Annotated in this window: 12 protein-coding genes; 5 read left to right on the forward strand and 7 right to left on the reverse strand. The window is 72.3% G+C overall.

All coding sequences use genetic code 11. The features are described from left to right. The first annotated feature begins 148 nt into the window (after window positions 1–148). Both BLASA_RS15575 and BLASA_RS15580 read left to right on the forward strand, forming a co-directional pair. Window positions 149–6067, forward strand: a complete 5919-nt coding sequence (locus BLASA_RS15575) for a DUF4011 domain-containing protein (protein WP_014377153.1) — start codon at window positions 149–151, stop codon at window positions 6065–6067. Between the two features lie 197 nt (window positions 6068–6264). After that, on the forward strand, window positions 6265–6600 hold the full coding sequence (locus BLASA_RS15580; protein WP_014377154.1) for a hypothetical protein: 336 nt from the start codon (window positions 6265–6267) through the stop codon (window positions 6598–6600). Window positions 6601–6603: 3 nt separating this feature from the next. Here the strand turns inward: BLASA_RS15580 and BLASA_RS15585 are convergent, their stop codons facing one another. After that, a complete protein-coding gene (locus BLASA_RS15585) occupies window positions 6604–6981 on the reverse strand; it encodes a hypothetical protein (RefSeq protein ID WP_041775798.1) in 378 nt (125 codons plus the stop codon). 147 nt (window positions 6982–7128) lie between these two features. Then, a complete protein-coding gene (locus BLASA_RS15590; protein ID WP_014377156.1) occupies window positions 7129–7635 on the reverse strand; it encodes a hypothetical protein in 507 nt (168 codons plus the stop codon). A gap of 123 nt (window positions 7636–7758) precedes the next feature. Here BLASA_RS15590 and ilvA point away from each other — a divergent pair, with 123 nt between their 5' ends. Continuing rightward, on the forward strand, window positions 7759–9048 hold the full coding sequence (ilvA, locus tag BLASA_RS15595; RefSeq protein WP_051005028.1) for a threonine ammonia-lyase IlvA: 1290 nt from the start codon (window positions 7759–7761) through the stop codon (window positions 9046–9048). 116 nt (window positions 9049–9164) lie between these two features. On the opposite strand, the gene BLASA_RS15600 is transcribed toward ilvA, so the two are convergent. From BLASA_RS15600 to BLASA_RS15620, 5 genes are all read right to left on the reverse strand, one after another. After that, a complete protein-coding gene (locus tag BLASA_RS15600; RefSeq protein WP_014377158.1) occupies window positions 9165–10043 on the reverse strand; it encodes a succinate--CoA ligase subunit alpha in 879 nt (292 codons plus the stop codon). Continuing rightward, window positions 10040–11134 carry an ATP-grasp domain-containing protein gene (locus tag BLASA_RS15605; RefSeq protein WP_166486562.1) on the reverse strand — a complete coding sequence of 365 codons (1095 nt, stop codon included), beginning with the start codon at window positions 11132–11134 and terminating at the stop codon, window positions 10040–10042. Before BLASA_RS15605 ends, BLASA_RS15600 begins: the two co-directional genes overlap by 4 nt. Window positions 11135–11165: 31 nt before the next feature. Then, window positions 11166–11960 (reverse strand): enoyl-CoA hydratase/isomerase family protein, encoded by a 795-nt coding sequence (locus BLASA_RS15610; RefSeq protein WP_014377160.1) that lies wholly within the window; start codon window positions 11958–11960, stop codon window positions 11166–11168. Between the two features lie 172 nt (window positions 11961–12132). After that, entirely contained in the window at window positions 12133–13092 is a 960-nt protein-coding gene (locus BLASA_RS15615) for a LysR family transcriptional regulator (RefSeq protein ID WP_014377161.1), read from the reverse strand. Window positions 13093–13211: 119 nt separating this feature from the next. After that, a complete protein-coding gene (locus BLASA_RS15620) occupies window positions 13212–14159 on the reverse strand; it encodes an ornithine cyclodeaminase family protein (RefSeq protein WP_014377162.1) in 948 nt (315 codons plus the stop codon). 307 nt (window positions 14160–14466) lie between these two features. Here BLASA_RS15620 and BLASA_RS15625 point away from each other — a divergent pair, with 307 nt between their 5' ends. Then, the gene (locus BLASA_RS15625) at window positions 14467–15648 is read left to right on the forward strand and encodes a thiolase family protein (RefSeq protein ID WP_014377163.1); all 1182 of its coding nucleotides are present in this window, start codon (window positions 14467–14469) and stop codon (window positions 15646–15648) included. After that, window positions 15645–16076, forward strand: coding sequence for an OB-fold domain-containing protein (locus BLASA_RS26590; protein WP_083878027.1), 432 nt, complete (start codon window positions 15645–15647; stop codon window positions 16074–16076). The genes BLASA_RS15625 and BLASA_RS26590 overlap by 4 nt, the downstream gene beginning before the upstream one ends. The last annotated feature ends 73 nt before the right edge of the window (window positions 16077–16149 follow it).

The raw sequence follows: 16149 nt of genomic DNA on the forward strand, positions 1-16149 counted from the left end.
CCCGCCCATCGACAGCTCCCGGCGGTCCCGAACCCTCGTGCACGGCAGAGCTGTGATCCCCGGCAACGATCGACCGCACCCGTCACATCCGCCCCACCCGTCGGGGACCATGGGCGGACCAGTCCGTCCGACCCGGTAGACAGGTGACATGGAGACCACCGCCGACATCGAGCTCGGTGATGTCGTCGCGCCGTCGAGGGCGGTCTCCATCGAGCTCACCGCCACCCCGGTGCTCAGCTACGCCCTGGCGCACAACCGGCTGCCGGTCGTCTCCCGCCTGGCACTGACCGCCGACCGGACCCTGCGGGGCGCCACGGTCCGGCTGTCCGTGCGCGACGCGGAGGGGTCGATCGCCCAGCCGGTCGAGCTGCTCGCCGACGTCGACGCCGGCCGCACCACCGTGCTCACCGGCATCGGGCTGGTCATGGACCCGGCGGCGATGCTGCACGTCGAGGAGCAGCGCCCCGGCGTCGTCGACGTCGAGGTGCAGCTCGACGGCGAGCTGCTGGGCGAGGCCACCGCGCCGGTGCAGGTGCTCGCCGCCAGCCAGTGGCTGGCCACTCCCCTGCCGCTGGCGCTCGAGATGCTCGCCGCCCACGTGCTGCCCAACCACCCGGCGGTCACCGGCCTGGTGGCCGAGGCCGCCGAGCTCCTGGAGCAGCGGACCGGCAGCGGCGCGATGGTCGGCTACGCGGCCACCGCCGAGCGGGTCGACGAGGTGGTGCACGCCCTCGCCGAGGCCCTGCGGCGCCGCGGCGTCCGGCACTCGGAGCCCCCGGCCAGCTGGGCGGACCTCGGGCAGCAGGTGCGCTCCCCCGGCGACGTCCTGACCTGGCGGGTGGGCACGCCGCTGGACACCGTGGTCCTCCTGGCCGCCGCGTGCGAACAGGCCGGGATCCGGCCGCTGCTGTGGCTGGCGGACGGGATCGGCGGGAGGGTCGGGGGAGCTCATGCGTTCCTCGGCTACTGGCGGGAGGAGCGCAGCTCGGAGAGCGCCGCCACCACCGACGCCGCCCCACTGGTGAACCTGGTCGACCTCGGGCTCATCGGCCTGGTCGAGACCACGCTGCTCACCGGCTCCGCCGACCCCGAGCAGGACCTGCACCGCGCCGCCTACGACGGCTGGCTGACCGGCGAGCTCGACCGCGTCCTCGGCGTCACCGACGTCCACCGGGCCCGGCGCGACGGCATCCTGCCGCTGCCCGCCCGCGCCCGGACGCCGGAGGGGCTGCTGCAGGTCGTGGAGTACCGGCCGGCCGAGCACGGCGCACCGGCGTTCCCGATTCGGACGACCGCGGTGCACCCCAGCAGCCGCCCGGAGGCGCCGGCCCGGGTGCAGCAGTGGAAGAACGCCCTGCTCGACCTGAGCCTGCGGAACCGGCTGATCAACTACACCGAGCGCGCCGGCCTGCCGCTCACGGTGCCCGGCACCGCGCTGCCGATCCTGGACAACTTCATCCACGACGGCACCCCGGTCACCCTGCTGCCCGGGGACCAGCTGGCCGCCGTCCAGGAGGAGCGCGGCCTCACCGGGGCCGCGGAGCTCCCCGCCGAGCAGCTGACCGAGCTGCTGGTCGAGCGGCGCGAGGTGCACGCCGACGTCACCTCCGGGGGGTACCTCCCCCGGCTGCGCAACCTCGCCTACCGCGCCAAGACGGTGCAGGAGGAGACCGGCGCCAACAACCTGTACCTGGCGCTGGGCTCGCTGGTGTGGGAGCTCGACGGGCGGCCGCTGCGCTCGCCGCTGCTGCTGGTGCCCGTCGTCCTGGCGCCGGTGGGGCGCACCGGCTCCTACCGGCTGTCGCTGGACGAGTCGGGGTCGAGCACCCCGAACTACTGCCTGCTGGAGAAGCTGCGCCAGGTGCACGGCCTGGTCGTCCCGACGCTGACCGACGCGGCCGAGAGCACCCTGGAACTCGACCGGGCCCTGGAGGCCATGCGGGTCGCGCTGGTCGGGCACGGCCTGCCCTACCGGGTGGAGGCGACGGCGGACCTGGCGATCCTGCAGTTCGCCAAGTACCGGCTGTGGAAGGACCTGGACGAGCACTGGTCCGAGTTCGCCCAGAACCCGCTGGTGCACCACCTCGTGCACGAGCCGACCGAGCCGTTCCTCGACCCGGCCCGCGACTCGGGCGCCTCCGTGGACCTCGACGACCTGGCCGGCCGGCTGCCCGCCCCTGCCGACGCCTCCCAGCTGCGGGCGGTCGCCGAGGCGAGCGCCGGCCGCACCTTCGTGCTGGAGGGCCCACCCGGGACCGGCAAGTCGCAGACCATCACGAACCTGCTCGCCCGCGCGGTCGCCGACGGCAAGCGGGTGCTGTTCGTCGCCGAGAAGCGGGCCGCCCTGGACGTCGTGGCGCGGCGCCTGGACGCCGTCGGCATGGGCATGTTCGCCCTCGACCTGCACGACAAGGGCTCCCGCGCCTCGATGGTGCGCGCGCAGATCCGGGTGGCGCTGGAGCACGCGGTCGCCGTCGACGAGCAGGGCCTGGCGGCGGAGTCGGAGACGCTGCGCTCGGCCCGCCGTCAGCTGGCCCGCTACGCCGACCGGCTGCACACCGGGAACGCCGCCGGGCTGTCGCTGTACACCGCGCGGACGGCGGAGCTGACCGCCGGGACCGACGTCGAGCCGCTGCCGGTGCCGCTGCCCTTCGTCGCCAACGCGCCCGCCGAGGTGCTGACCGCGGTGCGCCGGGCGCTCGCCCTGCTGCCCGACATCGCCGACCTCACCCGCCCGTCGCCGCGGCACCCGTGGGCGTTCGTCGACTCCCCCGAGGTCGACCTGCCGGCGGCCCGGGAGGCCGCCGGCGAAGTGGACGCCGCGGTGCGCGAGGTCGGGACCTTCGCCGCGCTCGGCGGCGTTCTGCGGCACGCCCGCACGCCGGAGGACCTCGACTCGCTGGTGCACCTGCTGTCCGGTCCCCCGGTGGGCCTCGACGTGCTGGACGAGACGTTCAGCGGCCGGTGGACGACGGCGACCGGCGCGGTCCTCGGCGAGGTGGCGGCGTTCGCCGCCTTCCGCCACCCGGGGCTCGACCTCGCCTCCCCCGAGGTGCTCGGCCTGCCGCTGGCCGAGATCTACGTGGCCGCGCAGACGGCGGCCGCGTCCAGCTGGTGGGGGCGCCGCCGCCGGTTGATGGCCGTGCGCGAGGAGATCGCCTCGTGCCTGCGGCCGGGCGCGACGGTGAAGCCCACGGACGTCCCCGCCCTGGTGGAGAACCTCTGGCGGGTGCAGACCGCGGTGCAGGCGATCGCCGGCCGGGCGAGCGCCGTGCCGGGCCTGTCGACGCCGGAGGGCTGGAACCCGTTCACCGACCCCGGCCTGCTCGAGCGCGAGGTCGACTGGCTGCGCCGCGCCGGTGCCGCCGTCGACGGCTCCTCGGCCTTCCACGTGGCCCTGCGCAAGCTGATCGTCGCCGGGATGCCCGCCGGGTCCGAGGCCGCCTCGGCCGTCGCCCGGCTGCGGGACGCCGTGACCACGCTGCTGCGGGTCTGCCGCAGCTCGTCGGACCAGCTCGCGGCGTGGGCCGGCGACGACGGTCTGGTGCTGCGCTGGTCGATGACCCGGCCCGAGCGCGGGGTCGAGGGCACGGTGCTGATGTCGCTGCGCCGGTGGGTCTCCTTCCTCGACACCCTGGAGCCGCTGCGCTACGCGGGCCTGTTCGACGCGCGGACGCTGCTGATCACCGGCGCGATCGCCGCCGACGACGCCGTGCGCGCGCTGGATCGCGGGCTGGCCGTGGCGTCGGTGGCCGAGCGGCTGCACGCCACCGGGCTGGACGGCTTCGACGTCGAGGCCCACGAGGCGGCGATCACCCGGTTCACCTCGGCGTCCCGGGCCGTGCGCGAGCACCTGGCCGCCGCGCTGCCGGCCGCCGTCCTGGGTACCCGGCCCTTCGACCCGGCGACGGGCACCGGGCAGGTCGGGGCGCTGCAGCGCGAGCTGGCCAAACAGCGGCGCGGGCTCGGCGTGCGGCAGCTGCTCACGCGGTACGGCGAGCTGATCACCGCCGTGATGCCGTGCGTTCTCGTGTCACCGGACTCGGTGGCGCGCTTCTTCCCGGCGGCGGCGGACCAGTTCGACCTGGTGGTCTTCGACGAGGCCTCGCAGATCCGGGTGGCCGACGCCGTCGGCGCGCTGGGCCGGGCGAAGGCCGCGGTCGTCGTCGGCGACTCCAAGCAGATGCCGCCCACCTCCTTCCTCGAGCCGGCGACGTCGTCGTCGGACGACTCGGTGGAGGTCGTGGAGACGGCGGTCGAGGACGAGGAGTCGATCCTCGGCGAATGCGTGCAGGCCCGGGTGCCGCGGCACTGGCTGTCGTGGCACTACCGCAGCCAGGACGAGTCGCTCATCGCGTTCTCCAACGCCCAGTACTACGAGAACCGGCTGTCGTCGTTCCCGGCGCCCACACACGGGCGGGCCTCGGCCGAGCCCGACGGCCGTGGGGTGTCGCTGGTGCGCGTGCCCGGCACGTTCCACCGCTCCGGCGCGGGCCGGCTGCTGCGCACGAACCCGATCGAGGCCACGGCGATCGTGGCGGAGATCCGGCGGCGGTTCGACGCGGTGCCGCAGTGGGAGGGCATCGACGCGGTGCCCTCGATCGGCGTCGTCACCTTCAACGCCCAGCAGCGCTCCTGCATCGAGGCGCTGTTGCGCGACGCCGACGACGACCGGCTGGCCGCCGCACTCGACCGCTCCGACGGCGAGAGGCTGTTCGTCAAGAACCTGGAGAACGTGCAGGGGGACGAGCGCGACGTCATCTTCTTCTCCACCGGCTTCTCCCCCACCGCCGACGGCACGCTGCCGCTGAACTTCGGCCCGCTGAACCGGCAGGGCGGTGAGCGGCGGCTCAACGTGGCGATCACGCGGGCCCGGCGCCAGGTGGTCGTCTTCTCGTCGTTCGACCCGGCGCAGCTGCGCGCCGAGGAGACCTCCTCGGTCGGGATCAAGCACCTGCGCGCCTACCTGGACATGGCCGAGCAGGGCACCGACGTGCTGCCGCGCTCGGCACGATCGGCCGCCGTGGTCGACCGGCACCGCGAGCAGATCGCCGCGGCGCTGCGCGCCCGCGGGCTGGTCGTGCGCACCGACGTCGGCCTCTCGGAGTTCCGGGTGGACCTGTCGGTCTCCCGGCCCGCCGATCCGGCGACGCCGGTGATGGCGGTGCTCCTGGACGGCCCTGCCTGGGCCCGCCGGGGCACCGTGGGCGACCGCGACGGCCTGCCGGGCGAGGTGCTGGGCGACATGCTGCGCTGGCCGGTGGTGCAGCGGGTGTGGCTGCCGTCGTGGCTGGCCGACCCGTCCGCCGTCGTCGACCGGCTGGTGGCGGCGGTCGACGCCGCGCCGGTGTCGTCGGTGCCGGTCGCGGAGCCGCTCCGGCTGCCGACGGCGGCCGTCGAGTCGTTCAAGGGCGTCGCGGCGCTGCGGTCCTCGGTGACCTCGATGGCGGTGCCGGCGACGCCGACCCGCCCGGCGCCGAAGGCAGCCGCCGCCAGGAAGCCGGCCGGGCCGGCGGCGCTGGACGGCGAGACGCCGTTCGTGCCGTGGATCCCGAAGACCGCCGGGGAGAAGTCGGTGCTGGACGAGCTGCCGGTCGCCAAGGCCGCGCGCGTGGTGCGCCGGGTGATGACCGCCGGCGTGAAGGCGGAGGGTCCGATCCACGTCGATCGGCTGGCGAAGCTGACCGTCGGCGCCTTCGGGCTCAGCCGGGTGACCGAGGCGCGCAAGCAGCTGCTGCTGTCGTTGCTGCCGCCCTCCGCCGTCGACGGCGACCACCTCTGGCCCGACGGCCTGGACCGTGCGACGTGGAGGGGCTTCCGCCGGCAGGTGTCGAGCACCGACCGGCCGATCGAGCACGTCGCGCCCGAGGAGGTCGCCAACGCGATGGCGGCGCTGTGCCGGGCCGCGGCGGGGATGCAGCGCGACGAGCTGCTGTCCGCCACCGCGGCGGTGTTCGGCTACAAGCGCCGGGCCGCCTCGGTCACGCCGGTGCTGGAGAAGGCGCTGACGTTCGCGGTGGACTCCGGCCGGCTCAGCGAGCAGGACGACGGACTGCTGACCTGCTGACCTGCTGACCGGCCCCGGCCCGAACGTGTGGTCACACCGCGGACGGGCCGAGCGGGCATTCCGCTGTTACATGGAGACGGCTGCCACGGCAGCGAGCAGCCCACCGGACCGGCTCACGGTCTGACCCGTGCGGGGGGTGCAGTTCCGGGCCGGACCGGCCGTTCAGACCTGTGAGGACATCCGACCAGGAGGGAACAGTGCGCATCACCTGCCGGGCCACGGTGCCCGCCACCGAGAGCCAGATCATCACCCAGGTCCAGGAGGTCCTGGACCGTCGCGGTTCCATGGCGCACGCCCCGGTCAGCGTGGCGGTGACCGACTCGGTCGCCCTCGGCATCGCGGGCTTCTTCGTCAGCCGCACCGACTCCGGGCAGGTGCTGGAGCGCTTCTTCCGCGGCGGCGAGGTCGACAGCGCCGAGCTGCTCGAGGCGGTGACGTTCGAGCAGGGCTACGCCTCGGCCGAGCAGCATGCCGCGCTCTACTGCCTCACGGGCTGGGTGCACGCCCGCGTGCACGAGCGCCGCGCCGCTTGAGCTTCAGGTCCCGCCCGCTCCGCGGAGGATGCGAACCCAGCCGGCGGCGGCCAGCCAGCCGCAGCCGAACGCGGCGCCGATCCCGGCGGCGACCGTGGGCCCCCACGACGGCTCCTGCCGGACGACGTGCCCGGTATCCGGGTCCGTCCAGGTGCAGGTGACCCCGATCGGCAGCGCAGAGACCGCGACCTCGACCCGCCAGGACTCGTAGGGCGGGCTGTAGGGCACGCCGCGGGAGGTGCAGGCCTCGTGGCGGCCGTCGCCCAGCGCCGGCGCCCAGGCGGCGGCCAGCGTGCCGAGGGCGATCAGCGCGCCCAGCAGGACAAGGGCGAGGCCCGGCAGGGGTCCGAGCCGGGCCGGCAGCGACCGGGCACTCGTCATCTCCTCCCTCACCCCGGCAGGATGCCCCGCCGCGGCGGGCGTTCCTGGGAGGAACGCGCCGAGCCTGGGTACGGGCGCTGGCCGACCGGCCGCAGTCCGTGGCGGACGGCGACGGCCGGCACCGGGTGACGTCCGAGCAGCGGCGGGTCACCCGGCCGCGGCTGCTGGAGCCGCACTGGCCACCGGGCGCGGCGCGACCACCTCGGCCAGCGCCTGCCCCCACCGGCGCGCGCGGTCGTCCTGGCCGTCGGCGAGCGGACCCTGCGGATCCGGCAGCAGGAAGTGCTCCGGCGGTGCGGCCGCGTTGGCGCCCAGCCCGCGCACCAGGGCCCGCTCGATCCCCATGGCGCCGTCGCCGGCGAACCGGGCCGGCTCGTCGGGGCGCAGGTCGAAGACGGCCACGTGCACCCCGCGCGGCAGCGTCACCGCCTCCAGCCACTCGCGCAGCCCGTACCGGGGCGCGCCCGGCCCCGCCGGTGGGTGACCCGGCCCCCCGACCACGAGCAACCGCACGTCGCCGGGCACGGCGGTCGGCGCGTTCTGCGCGCACGCCACGTCGACGGGCAGGCGGGTCGCCAGCCCCTGGGCGACCGCCATCGCGATCAGCCGCGTCTCGCCGGGCACCGACTCGAAGACGACCAGGGCTCGTGCCATGGAACACTCACCGCCTCGCGTGACCTCAGGGGCCGCCGACGGTAGGCCAGGGAGCGCCTTCGTGGGGCAGATCACGGCGCGATCTCTGCCCTGTCGGTCCACCGCGGGGGTGCGTCGTCGACGATGGGCGGTGTGAGCAGCACTCCCGGCGACGACGCGCTGGACTTCCCCGCCCAGGTGCGCGACGCCGTCCGCCGGCTCGACGGCGTCGCCGAGCGGACACCGCTGCAGCGCAACGCCCGCCTGTCCGGGCTGACCGGCGCCGACGTGTGGCTCAAGCGGGAGGACCTGCAGGTCGGCCGCTCGTACAAGATCCGTGGGGCCTACAACACGATCAGCCGGCTGGACGCCGAGCAGCGCACGGCCGGGGTGGTGTGCGCCAGCGCGGGCAACCACGGGCAGGGCGTCGCCTACGCGTGCCGGGCGCTGCAGGTGCACGGTCGGGTGTTCGTGCCCGGGACGACGCCGCGGCAGAAGCGGGAGCGGATCGCCGCACTCGGCGGGGACATGGTGGAGCTCGTGGTCGTGGGCGACTCCTACGACGAGGCGGCGGCCGCCGCCGCGCAGGCCGCCGCGGCGTCGGGCGCCGCGCTGGTGCCGGCGTTCGACGCGCTGACGACGGTGACCGGCCAGGCGACGGTCGCCGTCGAGATCCTGGAGCAGCTCGGCGCCGCACCCGACGTCGTCGTGCTGCCGGTGGGCGGCGGCGGGCTGCTCGCCGGCTGCGCCACCTGGCTGCAGGTCGCCTCCCCCACCACCCGGCTGGTGGGCGTGGAGCCGGCGGGCGCGGCGAACATGGCCGCGGCCCTGGCCGCGGGCCGGCCGGTGGAGCTGCCGGAGATCGACACGTTCGTCGACGGCGCCGCGGTGCGCCGCGCCGGCGCCGTCACCTTTCCCCTGGTCCGCGACTCCGGCGCCGAGCTGGTCGCCGTCCCGGAGGGGCAGATCTGCACCGAGATGCTCGACCTCTACCAGGCCGACGGCGTGATCGCCGAGCCCGCGGGGGCGCTGGCGTCGGCGGCGCTCAGCGGTGAGCTGGTTCCCGTCGAGCCCGGTCAGACCGTCGTCTGCCTGCTCTCCGGCGGCAACAACGACGTCAGCCGGTACGCCGAGGTGGTCGAGCGGTCGCTGGTGCACCGCGGCCTCAAGCACTACTTCCTCGTCGAGTTCCCCCAGGAGCCCGGCGCGCTGCGCCGCTTCCTCGACGAGGTGCTCGGCCCCGACGACGACATCGTGCTGTTCGAGTACATCAAGCGGGACAACCGCGAGACCGGGGCGGCGCTGACCGGCATCGAGCTCGGCCGCGTCGAGGGGCTGCCGGAGCTGCTGGCCCGCATCGAGGCCAGCCCGCTGCGCATCCAGCACGTGGCCCCGGGGACGACGGCCTACCGCTTCCTGGTCCAGATGTCGTGACCTGACACCGCCGCACGTTCAGCCGGCCGATCCGTCGGATGGGCCGCCCCGACCTGCGGACGACACACGGCGAGGTCCGGCTGCACATGACGAGCACCGACGGTGAGATTCCTCGTTCATGCGGCGTCCCCGGCAGCGACGAGCAACTCCGGCACATCCGTCACCACGGTCGCGACCCGCGCCCCGAGGCTCGCCAGGACACGAGACTTCACCGCGCCCGATTCCGCGGGGGTTCCCACGATGGCACCGGCGTGCCCCATCCGTCTTCCCGGCGGGGCGCTCTGGCCCGCGACGTACGCCGTCAACGGCTTCGGGCGGCCGAGTTCTGCCCATCGAGCGGTCGCCGCGATCTCGGCGGTTCCACCGATCTCTCCGATGAGGAGAACGGCCTCCGTGGCGTCGTCACGGAGGAAGTGGTCGAGAACGGTCACGTGATCCATCCCGACCACGGGATCACCACCGAGGCACACCACGGTGCTGGCCCCCAACCCGGCGATCCGCATGAGGTCCAGGACTTCGTAGGTCAAGGTTCCGCTCTTGGACACCACGCCGATGCGCCCGTGGCGAACATTCTCGTCGAGCAGATCGCTCACGTTCGCCTTCCCTGGCGAGACCACGCCGGCCGAGTTCGGACCCAGGAGCTGCGTTCCGCGCGCACGTCCGACCGCGAGCATGCGTACCGCATCGTGGACAGGAACGTTCTCCGTATAGCTGACCGCGGTCCGGACCCCTGCCTCGGCCGCCTCCGTGAAGGCTCCCAGCGCCGCGACCGGCGGCACGATCATGAGCGACACCGTGACGCCGCATTCGGCTACCGCCTCCGCCATCGATCCGTAAACCGGGACACCGGCCACTTCCAGTCCTCCCCGTCCGGGAGCCACTCCGCACGTCAGAGGAGTTCCGGAGGCGATCATCCGCTCGGCGAAGAGCCGCCCGGTGCTGCCGGAGATCCCCTGGATGGCGACAGACGATGCCCGGGAGACGAGAATGCTCATGCCCGAACCAGTCGGGCGACCTCGCGCAAGGCCCCGGCGAGGTCTTCGGTGACGAACGCAGGGAACCCCGCGAGGATCCCCCGCGCCTCCGGTGCGCGGTTGCCTCGGAGCCGGAGGACCAAATCGGCGGGAAACAGCTCAGGGCCGGCCCGTCGCAGCGCCCGGGCCAGATCATCACAGGGGCCGGCCTGGAGGAACACGTTGACGAAGACGATGTCCGGCTGCACCCTCCCTACGGCTGCCAGGACGGCGGTCAGGACATCGGGGCCCCGGAAAACGGTGCCACCCAGATCGACCAGACATGCCGGTCGCCCGCCCTGCGAGGTGACCAGATCGACCGTCGCCATGCCCAGGCCTGCGCCGCTCGTAACCACCGCGACGTTGCCGTCGAGCAAGGTCCCCACCGCGCCTGCGGCTTCCACGCTCGCTTCGAAGGGGTCCTGTCCCTCAGCGGGCGGCCAGTCAGGGTGTCGCACCCGAGCTGCGTCGTCCACCACCACACGGGCATCTGCGGCCACCAGCCGACCGTTGTCGGTGACCACGAGTGGGTTCACCTCGGCCAGCAGGCAGTCACCGCCGAGGAACGCCCTCCACAGCCCCACCACGGCCGAGCGGAGCTGGGCCTCGACCGCGTGGGCCACGCCCAGGTGCCGGGCGATCTCCTGGTGGATCCCTTCAGGGATGGCGACGTCGATTTCCAGCGGGATCCGGAGGAAGTGCTCGGATTCCTGCGACTCGACGTCGATCCCGCCCGCCCGACCCGCCAAGAGGACGGGCCCTCGGACATCGCGGTCGACCAGAACCGCCAGGTAGAGCTCGCGGGCGATGTCCAGGGCTTCCTCGACGAGTACATCCCGGCTGGGAGGCAGCAGCTCGGTTCCGGAGCGGTATCGCTCGACGAGGCTCCGCACCTGGCTGTCGGAGTGGGCGAACTCCACACCGCCACGCCTGCCCCGTCCGCCTTCCTGGATCTGCGTCTTCACCACGACCGGGAACCGCTGGGTCGCCCCATGGGACTCCGACCACAGCACGCCGGCCGGCACGGGAACGCCGTGCCGCCCGAGCAGCTGCTTGCCCTGGTGCTCGGTCATCTGCACGGGGATGCCTCCGACGCCGCACCACTCACTCGCTTCGGCCTTCCCGGCGCCTCGCCAGGAAGTCGGCCATCTTCGCCTGCGGCAGGCCGGTGCCGTACGCCTCGGCGTGTGCCTGCCGAGCGAAACTCTCCGCGCTCTCGCGCTCACGGCTGAGCAGCCACGCGAGCCGGTTCTTGTTCAGCCTGACCGCGACGGCCGGCTTGGCTCCCAAGAGGACGGCGAGCGCCCGCCCCTTCGTCATGAGGTCTTCCGGTGCCACGACTTCGCTGACCAGCCCCCAGCTCTTCGCCTCCTCTGCTGGAAGCATCCGGCCGGTGAGGATCAGGTCGGCGGTACGGGAATGCCCGATGGAGTCGTACAGGGTCCACGTCCCGGTGATGCACGGGATCGCATCGTCGATCTCCGCCATGCCGAACTTGGCACCGCTCGATGCGATCCTCAGGTCGCAGAGCAGCGCCAGCTGGAAGCCCGCTCCGACCGCGTAACCGTTCACTGCTGCGACCGTCGGCTTGCTGCAGTCCAGCACGGCCGAGTACAAACGATGGAAGGAATCGATCCACCCGTCGATCGCCTCGGGCGAGAACTCCTGAGCCTCGGACAGATCCTGTCCGGCCGCGAAGGCCCGCTCCCCTGCCCCGGTCAACACCACGCTCTTGACCGAGTCCGTCCGGTCTGCGTAACTCAGGGCGGCTACGAGTTCGTCCTTGACCCCGACGGACAGCGCGTTGAGTCTGTCGGGCCGGTTGATGACCACTTCACATGTGCCGTCGTCGCCGAGAGAGACGGACACGTTTGGGTAGCTGGGTGTGGCTTCGGACATCGTGGCTCCTAGGGTCGCACCGGAACAGGACCGGTCGTGCCGCCGACCGGATCGGCCGGCCGTCGATCGCCCTGATGGGTACATGTGACATCCATTCCGTTCCCGGCCGTCGTGTCCAAGACCAAGAGGGAACCGCGCGATATCCACCCGCTATCGAGGGCTCGGCGCAGGGTCAGCCGGTCGGGGCGCCCGGTCGCGGCGCCTCGACGGCGCCCGGCGCCAGGCCCGGGGTCGAAGGCAGGTGACGCCATCCCTCCTGCGCGACGAGCGCCTCCAGGATCAGTGCCGCCGTACGCTCGAGCATGTCGTTGCCGGTGGGGCGATCCGAGACGACGACCGACGTTCGCCACTCGAGTGGCTCGCCGGTCAAGGGCACCCAGACGACGTCCGGCCAGAGCGATGTGGCCTCCGCGGAGGTCAGCATCACCGACTTCTCCAAGACGAGCAGGGCATCGACCAATCTCGCCGCGTACCGGATGCGCTGCGGAACGAAGCCATGCTTCCGGCACGCGCCCAGCATCGAGTCGTGCAGGTCGGGAGCAAGGTCACGGGGAAAGATGAGCAACGGTTGACCCGCGAGATCAGCCAGGTCCACGGTCGTTCGGGAGGCGATCGGGTGGTCCCGGGACACGGCCACGCCCAGGGGTTTGTACAGGGCGGGCGACGATACGGCCTGCTTCGCGGAGTAAGGATGTCGGACGAGCCCTACGTCGATGGCACCGGTGCGCAGCATGTCGAGTTGCTGGGCGGTGGACGCCTCCAGCACCTCGATGTCGCAACCGTTCTCCCACATGCCCCGACTGACCGTCGCGACCAGTCCAGCGGAGGTGTCGGGCGGAAAGGCTATACGGATACGACCGACGCGCTCGGACGAGTGGCGCCGAAGCACCGATTCGGCCTTGAGGACCGACTCGAGGGCGTCCTGGGCGTATGGCAGGAACGCTCGCCCCTGGTCCGTGAGCACCACACCAGTGGGAAGTCGGTGGAACAGTCGGACATCCAGTTGCCGCTCCAGCTCCGATATCCGTTTGGACAGCGGCGGCTGACTAATGTGCAGACGCTTGGCCGCGCGACCGAAATGCAGTTCCTCGGCGACGGCGAGAAAGTATCGAAGATGTCGGATCTCCAGCATGTCACGCCCCACGTTGAGTGACCCGGGCCTCCGACGATCCAGGCCTCAGGCTGCACGGTCCGTCAGCCGGCGGCCCTGGTTGCAGCGCCGAGGAGCCGACCGTTCCGACGCTCCGGCTCCTACAGTCCGATGTCGGCTCCCATTCCCCGGTCGATGCTCGCCCGGTACAGCGCCCGAGCGACAGCGACATCCTCGAGGGCGTGGCCGCAGGACTTGAAGATGGTGATCTCGTCCTCCACCCGACGCCCCGGCTCGACCCCCATGAGGACGTCACCGAGCAGCGTCACCTCACCCGGAGCCGACGCGCGCAGATCCGGAGCGCCGACGGGCGGGGGCTCGAGCGCATCGAGCGACTCGACGAAGACCCGGCCGGATCGAACGAGGTCCGGCCCGAGTTCGCCGTCCGGCGCCGCACAACCTACGGACGAGATGTGCGCTCCCGGGGCGATCCAGCTCGGGTCCAGGACGGCCACCGGCGAGGCGGTGCACAACACGACGATGTCGGCGCCTCGGACCGCCTCCTCGATCGACGACGTCGCGCCGGCCCCCGGATATCGTCCGGCCAGTGAGGCCGCGGCAGCGGGGTTTCTCGCCGCGATACGAACCTCATCGACGTCGAGGACGCTCGAGAGGACCTGCACGTGCCCTCGCGCCTGCGCTCCCGATCCGATCACGGCCATGCGCGAGGCATCTGCCCGAGCGAGGCGGCGCGCCGCCACGGCGGAACAGACCGCGGTTCGCATCGCGGTGAACTCGGACCCGTCGAGCAGGCACACGGGGGTCCCGTTCTCCGGATCGAAGAGAATGACCAGGCCCTGGTGCGCAGGGAGGTCGTTGCCGGCGTTAGAGGGATACGACGAGACGCACTTCAGGCCCAGCCCCACCAGCGGGGCGTATCCGGACATCGTGAGAAGCCTGTTCCCATCGATGTCGATGGCCGTGCGCCGTGGCCACCGGGCCTCACCCGCAGCGATGTTCTCCAATGCCCTCTCGACGTCGTCGAGGATGACGTGCACATCCCACAACTCTTCGATGTCGGCAGTCGACAGGATTCGCAGGGGTGTCACGGGCATCACCTCATCTTCAGCGCAAGTACCGGCAGGTCGAGTGCCATGGCAGGCCGGAAACGAATGGCCGACTGGACGAGCCTAGAGGGGGACGATCCCCGCGCCAACCCCCGTCATGGAGTCAGCGAGGGGCAGGCCGGCAAGGACGCCACCACAGACCTTCCCCCGGCCCCGATCGGTGCTACGCAGCCGTGTCGCAGCACTTGCTGGACGGGCGCTGATCCCGGTGGCCTCTACGCACAGGTCCGCCCCGCCTCCGACCATCCGCCATCTGCACGGGCGCAGCCGATGAGGTTAACCTCACGGTGTGGCATGGATTGCCGGCGTCGGACTGACCGCCTTCGGGAGGCAGGCGGCGAGTGCTCTCGACTGGCAGACGCAGGCCGCCCGGGAGGCACTGTCGGATGGAGCTGTCGCTCAGACCGATGTGGATGGACTCATCGTCGGCTACGCCACCACGCTCAACCACCTCATGCCGGCGAACCTGCTCGCCGAGCACCTGGGAGTGCAACCGGACATCTCGTTCGGAATGAGCGTGGGCGGTGCCACCGGCATCGCCATGCTGGCGCAGGCTGCCCGTCTCGTCGACTCGGGAGCCGCCGGCCGTGTCCTGGTGGTGGCCGGTGAGGACCGTGCCAGCGGGCAGACGGTCGACACGTCGATGACTACGCTGGCACAGGTCGGGCACCGGGACTACGAAGTCCCGGTCGGCGCCAACGTGCCGGGCTACTACGCACTGTTGGCCTCCGCGTACCTGCACCGACACGGTCTGCACCCCGACTCACTGGCCCATTTAGCGGTACAGATGCGCACCCATGCCGGGCGCCATCCGGGTGCGCACTTTCGAGAGGGCATAGAGGTCGCGGACGTGCTGGCGTCCAGGCGGATCGCGGATCCGCTCCGACTGCTGGACTGCTGCCCCGTGTCCGACGGAGGAGCGGCTGTCCTGGTCACCGATCAACCGACGACGCCCCGCAACGTCCGGGTGGCCGGCCTAGGACAAGCACACCTCCACCAGCACATCAGCGAGGCGGACTTCGACCACTTCGGCGCGAGACGCTCGGCCGGCCAGGCTCTCGTCGAGGCCTCGGTCGACATCGATGACATCGACATCGCCGGGGTCTACGACAGCTTCACGATCACCGTGGCCCTGTTGCTGGAGGAGATAGGGCTCGCGGAGGCCGGGCGCGCCGGAGCCATGGCGGCCGCAGGTGAGTTCGATCTCGCCGGCGCCATCCCCCTCAACACGCACGGAGGCCTACTGTCCTACGGCCACTCCGGTGTCGCCGGGGGCATGGCTCACCTGGTGGAAGTGGTGACGCAGTTACGGGCAGAGGCGGAGGCGAGGCAGATACCGCGGTCCGCGAGATGGGGGCTGGTGCATGCCGATGGCGGAGTCATGTCGGCGCATGTGACCGCCGTCCTGGAGGGACCAGCGACAGCCGCACTGTCGCCAGCAGAGCAGCACGGGCGAGAGCGGCCGACATGAACCGGGGCCGGAGCGCGCACGACCCGGACTGGACGGAGGACGAGCCACGGCTCCTCGTCCGGTCCTGCCTCTCATGCGGACACCGCTGGCATTTCAAGAGGGCGTTCTGTCCCCGTTGCGGCTCCATGGATGTCGCGACCCGAACATCCAGCGGCACGGGAACGGTCGCGGCTGCAACGACGATTCACCGCGCCCCACCCGGCACGTCCGCGGCCGACGTACCGTTCGGCATCGTCCTGATCGATCTCGACGAGGGCGTCCGAGTCATGGGTCGCTGCGTTTCCGGCGCGGAACCGGGCGACCGCGTCACCGCCCGGTTCCAGCGCTTCGGCCAGCAGCTCGTCCCCCTGTTCGAGGTGCTCGAACGTCGGACGTCTCCCGCCTCACCGACGTCGACCCGCCCCAACGACCTGGGATCCCGCACGTAGAGAAGGGCCAGAGGCGTCAGAGAACGCCGACGACGGCGGCACACGGGTCGCCCGTGAACGATGGCGGATCGGC

Origin of the sequence: Blastococcus saxobsidens DD2, assembly GCF_000284015.1 — a bacterium.
GTDB classification, from domain to species: Bacteria; Actinomycetota; Actinomycetes; order Mycobacteriales; family Geodermatophilaceae; genus Blastococcus; species Blastococcus saxobsidens_A.

Excerpts from the sequence above, each read along its gene's own strand:
- BLASA_RS15575 (WP_014377153.1), top strand. The coding sequence starts at position 149 with ATGGAGACCACCGCCGACATCGAGCTCGGTGATGTCGTCGCGCCGTCG.
- BLASA_RS15585 (WP_041775798.1), bottom strand. The coding sequence starts at position 6,981 with ATGACGAGTGCCCGGTCGCTGCCGGCCCGGCTCGGACCCCTGCCGGGC.
- BLASA_RS15615 (WP_014377161.1), bottom strand. The coding sequence starts at position 13,092 with ATGCTGGAGATCCGACATCTTCGATACTTTCTCGCCGTCGCCGAGGAA.
- BLASA_RS15600 (WP_014377158.1), bottom strand. The coding sequence starts at position 10,043 with ATGAGCATTCTCGTCTCCCGGGCATCGTCTGTCGCCATCCAGGGGATC.
- BLASA_RS26590 (WP_083878027.1), top strand. The coding sequence starts at position 15,645 with ATGAACCGGGGCCGGAGCGCGCACGACCCGGACTGGACGGAGGACGAG.
- BLASA_RS15590 (WP_014377156.1), bottom strand. The coding sequence starts at position 7,635 with ATGGCACGAGCCCTGGTCGTCTTCGAGTCGGTGCCCGGCGAGACGCGG.
- ilvA (WP_051005028.1), top strand. The coding sequence starts at position 7,759 with ATGGGCGGTGTGAGCAGCACTCCCGGCGACGACGCGCTGGACTTCCCC.
- BLASA_RS15605 (WP_166486562.1), bottom strand. The coding sequence starts at position 11,134 with ATGACCGAGCACCAGGGCAAGCAGCTGCTCGGGCGGCACGGCGTTCCC.
- BLASA_RS15610 (WP_014377160.1), bottom strand. The coding sequence starts at position 11,960 with ATGTCCGAAGCCACACCCAGCTACCCAAACGTGTCCGTCTCTCTCGGC.